This is a genomic window from Amycolatopsis sp. SID8362, from assembly GCF_010550475.1.
GTDB classification, from domain to species: domain Bacteria; phylum Actinomycetota; class Actinomycetes; order Mycobacteriales; family Pseudonocardiaceae; genus Amycolatopsis; species Amycolatopsis eburnea.
On the sequence record NZ_JAAGNB010000598.1, the window covers coordinates 1 to 6125 of the forward strand.

Below are 6125 nucleotides of genomic sequence, written 5' to 3' on the forward strand. Positions count from 1 at the left end.
TCGGGCGGTGGGAGTGCATCGCCGAGAGCAGGCCCGGCTGCGCCGAAAGCGAGCCATGAGCCGGGGCCCGCCCGCCGCCGAAGCAGCGAGCGGGCCGCGGGCTCACGCGCCCGGGCGGTGCAGCTGGTCCCACGCCGGTACATACGGCGTGAACCTCAGCTTCATCCCGGCCTCCGCCGGCAGCTTGTCCGCCTTCCGCGCGTTGCAGCTGCGGGCCGTGCCACCGCACGCGGCGACCGTGTTCAGCCACGACGTCCGCTCACCGCCACGACTCAACGGCACCACGTGGTCGATCGTCGTGGCGCGGGCACCGCAGTACGCGCAGCGGTGGGCGTCGCGGGTGAGGACGCCGCGGCGGGACCAGCGGGGCGGCTGCGTATATCGCCACTTCATCACTACGTAGCGCAGCAACCGCACGATCTTCGGGCGCGGGAACAAGCCGTACGCGAGACCGTCTTCGGCCTCGTGGATCTCCGCCACGCGCCGCACCAGCATGCGGATCGCGTGCGGCACCGAAACGGTCTGCAGCGGTTCGTAACCGGCGTTCAGGACGAGCACCTTCACCATGCACCTCTTTCCTCTCGGCAAAATCGTCGCCGAGGGGAAAGAGGTGCGTCAATCGTGTTTCACCGCAGGGGATGCGCGCGGAAGAACCGCCAGATGACCGGCGTCGCGTCGATCACCGTCGGCGTCGCGGAATCGTTGTTCGGCTGGGTGCTCGGCCAGACGTGCCCCGCGCCTTCCACGCGGTAGTGCTCGAGCGCGCAGCCGAGCCACCTCTGCGCCACCACTCCGGGCACCGGCGTCCACGAGACCGGCGTCGGACGGCAACCGTCCCTTGTGGACCATGCGGCCAGCCAGTCCGGGATGGCGGGCAGGCCCTTGGCCGGGTTGCCGGTGTACGGGATCGTCGTGTCGGCGGTGCCGTGGAAGTCCAGCACCGGCGCCGGGCGGCTCGGGTCGCACGCGCCGCCCTGCGGGTAGAACGCGCCCGACACCGGGGCGAACGCCGCGATCCGGCTCGGCAGGCGGCACGCCAGCACGCCGACGAACCCGCCGCCGTTGGACTTGCCCGCCGCGTAGATCCGGCCGGCGTCGACGCACAGCGTGCGCTGCAGCGAGTTCAGCAGGTCGCTCGTGAAGAGGACGTCGTCGGCGGCGGCCGAGTACGGCGCCCCGGTCCAAGCCGACTCGCCGTCCGTGCCGATCAGGCCCTGGGGGTACACCGAGATCGCGTCCAGCGCCGAGAAGCCGGACAGCTGCTCCTGGTACTCCGATGTCCGCTTGTGCCCGTGGAACGACAGCAGGAGCGGGTACGGCCGGTGCGGGTCGTAGTGCGCGGGCAGGTGGACGGTGTATTCGCGGTCCAGGCCGCCCGAGACGACGTGCCGGGTCGTCGTCGCGCCGGCAGGGAGGCCCGGGGCGCGCCCGCAGCCGGTGGTGCGGACGGGGTGGTCGGCGACGCCCGCCGCGGCGGCGGGAGCGGCGAAGGCGGTGGTCAGGGCACAGGCCGCGGCGAACGCGGCGGCCCACCGGGGAAGGCGTCCGGGCACTCGATCCTCCTTGATCGGCAGCGGGGCGTGGCCAGCATCACACCAGGTCGCGGGCCCTCCTACATTGCGTTCATAAAGTGCGCGGCCGGGCTCGGTAGGATCGACCCACCCTTCGGCCGAGAAACCGGAAAGGACCGGAAGTGACCACCCCGATCGAGACGCTCGAGTTCCAGTCGGAAGCGCGTCAGCTGCTCCAGCTGATGATCCATTCGATCTACTCGAACAAGGACACGTTCCTGCGCGAGCTCGTGTCCAACGCCTCCGACGCGCTCGACAAGCTGCGGCTGGAGTCGTACCGCGACAAGGACCTCGAGGCGGACACGTCCGACCTGCACATCGCGCTCGAGACGGACCCGGCCGCCCGGACGCTGACGGTGCGCGACAACGGCATCGGGATGACCCGCGAGGAGGTCGTCGCCCTCATCGGCACGATCGCCAAGTCGGGCACCGCCGACTTCCTGACCAAGCTGAAGGAGGCGAAGGACGCGGCGGCGTCGCAGGACCTGATCGGCCAGTTCGGCGTCGGGTTCTACGCCAGCTTCATGGTCGCGGACAAGGTCACGCTGGTGACGCGCAAGGCGGGCACCACCGAGGGCGTCCGCTGGGAGTCGACCGGCGAGGGCACGTACACGATCCAGGAGGTCGAGGACGCGCCCCAGGGCACCGCGGTCACGCTGCACCTCAAGCCCGAGGACGCCGAGGACCACCTGTACGACTACACGTCCCCGGCGAAGATCCGGGAGATCGTGAAGAAGTACTCGGACTTCATCACCTGGCCCATCCGGATGACCGGCGAGGGCGAGGACGCCGCGCCGGAGACCGTCAACTCGATGAAGGCGCTGTGGGCGCGGTCGTCGGCCGAAGTCACCGAGGACGAGTACCACGAGTTCTACAAACACGTCAGCCACGACTGGCAGGACCCGCTGGAGACGATCCGGCTGCAGGCCGAGGGGACGTTCGAGTACCAGGCGCTGCTGTTCCTGCCGTCGCACGCGCCGATGGACCTGTTCCTGCGCGAGCGCAAGCGCGGCGTCCAGCTGTACGTGAAGCGCGTCTTCATCATGGACGACTGCGAGTCGCTCGTGCCCGAGTACCTGCGGTTCGTCAAGGGCGTCGTCGACGCGCAGGACCTCTCGCTCAACGTGTCGCGCGAGATCCTGCAGCAGGACCGGCAGATCCAGCTGATCCGCCGCCGCCTGGTGAAGAAGGTGCTCTCGACGGTCAAGACGATGATGACCGCCGACGCCGAGAAGTACGCGACGTTCTGGCGCGAGTTCGGCCGGGCGGTCAAGGAGGGCCTGCTCGACGACTTCGAGAACCGCGAGGCCATCCTCGAGATCTCGTCGTTCGCCTCGACGCACGACGCGGAGAAGCCGACCTCGCTGCGCGAGTACGTCGAGCGGATGAAGGACGGCCAGGAGCACATCTACTTCATGACCGGCGAATCGCGGTCCGCGATCGAGAACTCGCCGCACATGGAGGCCTTCCGGGCGAAGGGCTTCGAGGTGCTGGTCCTGACCGACCCGATCGACGAGATGTGGGTCGACTCGGTGCCGGGCTTCGACGGTAAGCAGTTCCAGTCGATCGCCAAGGGCCAGGTCGACCTGGAGTCGGACGAGGACAAGAAGGCCACCGAGGTCGCCCGCGAGCAGCAGAACAAGGACTTCGAGAGCCTGCTGTCGTGGATGGGCACCGCACTGGGCGAGGACGTCAAGGAGGTCCGGCTCTCGTCGCGGCTGACGACATCGCCGGCCTGCATCGTCGGGGACACCCACGACCTGACGCCGACGCTCGAGAAGATGTACCGCGCGATGGGGCAGGAGCTGCCGCCGATCAAGCGCATCCTGGAGCTGAACCCGGAGCACGGCTTGGTGACGGGGTTGCGGGAAGCGCACGCGGCGCGGCCGGAGGACGAGGGGCTGGCCGAGACGGCGGAGCTGCTGTACGGCATGGCGCTGCTCGCGGAGGGTGGCGAGCTGGCGGACCCGTCGCGGTTCATCAAGCTGCTGGCGGGGCGGCTGGAGAAGACGTTCTGAGGCCGGGCCGGGCGGGGCGGACTCGCCCGGGCGGCCGCTGGTGCCGGGGCGTGGCAACGCCAGCCCGCGCGTAGTGAATGACTCATTCATGTCGTCCGACGACATGAATGAGTCATTCACGTCGTCGGACGAGGTGAAAGGGTCGTTCACTACGTCCCGGGCCGAGGTCCGGCAAACTGCGGCGGCTCGCGCTCGGCAGCGGCTTCGCCAACGTCTTGAATGAGTCATTCAGGTCTTCGGAGGTCCTGAATGACTCATTCAAGACACCGCGGGCCACCCGGCGCGCGAGTTTGCCGGCGCCCTGTCTTCCGACGACATGAACGAGTCGTTCACCTCACCGGACGTCAGGGTCCCGGCAAAGTCGCGCCGCCGAGCAGGTGACCCGTAGCAGGCCGGCCGCGTGGTCTGCCCGGCGTCGCGGGGATGTCGTGAAAGGGTCGTTCATGTCGTCTGGCGAGATGAACGACCCTTTCACGACATCGCGGAGGGGCGGATCGGCCGCGCTGCCCGACTTTGCCGGGGCCCTGTCACCGGACGTCATGAACGGGTCGTTCATGACGTCCGGACCGACAGCGAAACTCCACCTCGGGCTGGGGCGGAACGATCATGGGGCCGCGTTCATCAGGTCCACGGCGCTCTGCTGCCGTGCCGCGTCAGCCTGGTCGAACGGGCCCGCCCACAGCAGCCCGTACGCCTCGGCGCTGTTCCGGTCGTTCGCGTACGCCGAGTTCGCCTGGCGCTGCAGGTATCCCGTGTACGGGTGGTCCGAAAGCGCCGCGTTCAGCACCGCCAGGTCGCGGACGTACACGCCCTTGAACGTCGGGCCGTCCGCGCCGCCGCCACCGGCCGTCTCGCCCGGGTCGCGGAGGATGCCGCCCGGGTTGAGGGAGCCGTTCGTCGTCGACGCGTTCGCCAGCGTGCGGGCTTTCGTCAGCAGCGTCGTGTCGCCGGTCGCGCGGGACAGTTCCGTCAGCGCCGCCAGCGGGACGCCCTGGTTGTACGTCCAGGTCGGCTGGCCGTTGTTCGCGCAGGACGACGTCAGGCCGTCGTTGACGAGGTTCGAGCCGTTGATCATCCCGCTGCCCGAGAACCACGCCCACCCCGCGCGGGCGCGGGCCAGGTACGCCGTGTCGCCCGGGATGCGGTTGTGGAGGGCCGCGTTCAGCTGGATGTAGAGCGAGTTCGGGATCGCGTTCTTGTAGGTGCGGCTGGTGCTCCACCAGACCCCGCCGTCGCAGACGCCGTCCCAGTAGGCGTACATGTGGTCCGCGTCGGCGCGGGCGGTGTTGAGGTACTTGCCGTCGCCGGTCAGGTCGTAGGCGTCGACCCACGCGAGGCCCCACCAGCCGGTGTCGTCGAGGTAGTCGTTGCGGAACTGGCCGCCCTGCGCCGCGAGGTTCTTCGTGTACGTCGTGTCGATCGCGTACCGGTAGCTGCCCATGCCGCTGATCCGGGCGTTGTCGATGATCGCGGTCAGCGCGTTGGCCGAGTTCCACCAGCCGGTGGTGTCGAACAGGCCGGTGCCGAGGTTGTACCGCTCCATCAGCGCGGTGGCGGCCGCGGTGCGGCGGTCCCACGCGTTCCACGTCGGGCGCGCCCAGCCGGTGCAGGCGATGCTGCCCGAGCCGGCGGGCTGGCCGCAGGCGCGCAGCAGGCCGACACCGCGGTTGTTCCAGTCGTCGGCGTTGTACATCAGCGTCCGCCAGCCCGTCGAGCCCGACGGCGTGGCGGTGTCGCCCAGCTTGCTGCCCGACGCCCACGTGCGGCCGGCGTCGAACGAGCGGTCCAGCCAGACGTGGTCGCCGGGCGCGCCGCCGGTGATCGCCGCCCAGCCCATGTCGTCGGCGTCGTCGAGGTGCAGCGAGAGCCGGCGTCCGCTGATGCTGGCCGAGGCGCCTTCGCGATCGCCCGGGGAGAGAGCGGGATCCCGGGCGTCGCAGTACTTGTCGCAGATCACCGCCAGCGGGGCGACCGGCGACGGGGTCGGGGCCGGGGTGGCGGCCAGGATGATGGTGAGCAGGGGAGCCAGGAGGTTCATCGGTCACCTTCCGCGCTGAAGGGCGATGCCTTTCCTTTGTAAACAGGGAAAACCGGTTGGTCCAGTCCTTTGCCGGACAGGTTCCGGACAGGAATTCACGCCCGCCGCGAGCCGAGCAGGAGCAGGCACAGCACCGCGATCCCGGTGACCAGCCCGGCCACCAGCAGCATCGGGTCCAAGGTCGGTGACGCCGTCGCGCTCGCCTGCTGGACGGCGGGCTGCTCCGGCGCGGGGGCCGCGGCGGTCGGGGTGGTGGACGGGGAAGTCGTGGCCGCCGGGGCTGCGGCGGCGGATGTGGGGGCGGTCGCGGTGGTCCGGGCCGGAGCGGGTTTCGTGGCCACCGGCGTGCTCGCCGGTTTCGGCGGGGCGGTCGTGGCCGCGGGCAGGACCGTCACCGACGCCCGCATGTCGGGGTGCACCGAGCAGTAGTAGGCGTAGGTGCCCGGCTGCCGGAACGTGTAGCTCCAGCTCTGGCCCGCCGACAGCTGCGGGCTCCGG

5 protein-coding genes are annotated in these 6125 nt (G+C 70.0%); 1 reads left to right on the forward strand and 4 read right to left on the reverse strand.

The features are described 5' to 3' along the window. Nucleotides 1-102: 102 nt before the first annotated feature. Both G3I65_RS18740 and G3I65_RS18745 read right to left on the reverse strand, forming a co-directional pair. Nucleotides 103-567 (reverse strand): HNH endonuclease, encoded by a 465-nt coding sequence (locus tag G3I65_RS18740; protein ID WP_166640274.1) that lies wholly within the window; start codon nt 565-567, stop codon nt 103-105. 59 nt (nt 568-626) lie between these two features. Beyond that, a complete protein-coding gene (locus G3I65_RS18745) occupies nt 627-1553 on the reverse strand; it encodes a PHB depolymerase family esterase (RefSeq protein WP_160697259.1) in 927 nt (308 codons plus the stop codon). 140 nt (nt 1554-1693) lie between these two features. Here G3I65_RS18745 and htpG point away from each other — a divergent pair, with 140 nt between their 5' ends. Then, a complete protein-coding gene (htpG, locus tag G3I65_RS18750; RefSeq protein ID WP_160697260.1) occupies nt 1694-3589 on the forward strand; it encodes a molecular chaperone HtpG in 1896 nt (631 codons plus the stop codon). Nucleotides 3590-4193: 604 nt separating this feature from the next. Here htpG and G3I65_RS18755 read toward each other — a convergent pair. Then, complete coding sequence (locus G3I65_RS18755) at nt 4194-5627, reverse strand: glycoside hydrolase family 76 protein (RefSeq protein WP_160697261.1); 1434 nt, start codon at nt 5625-5627, stop codon at nt 4194-4196. Nucleotides 5628-5722: 95 nt separating this feature from the next. After that, nucleotides 5723-6125 (reverse strand): plastocyanin/azurin family copper-binding protein (locus G3I65_RS18760; protein ID WP_239071294.1); only part of this gene is annotated, 403 nt, incomplete at its 5' end.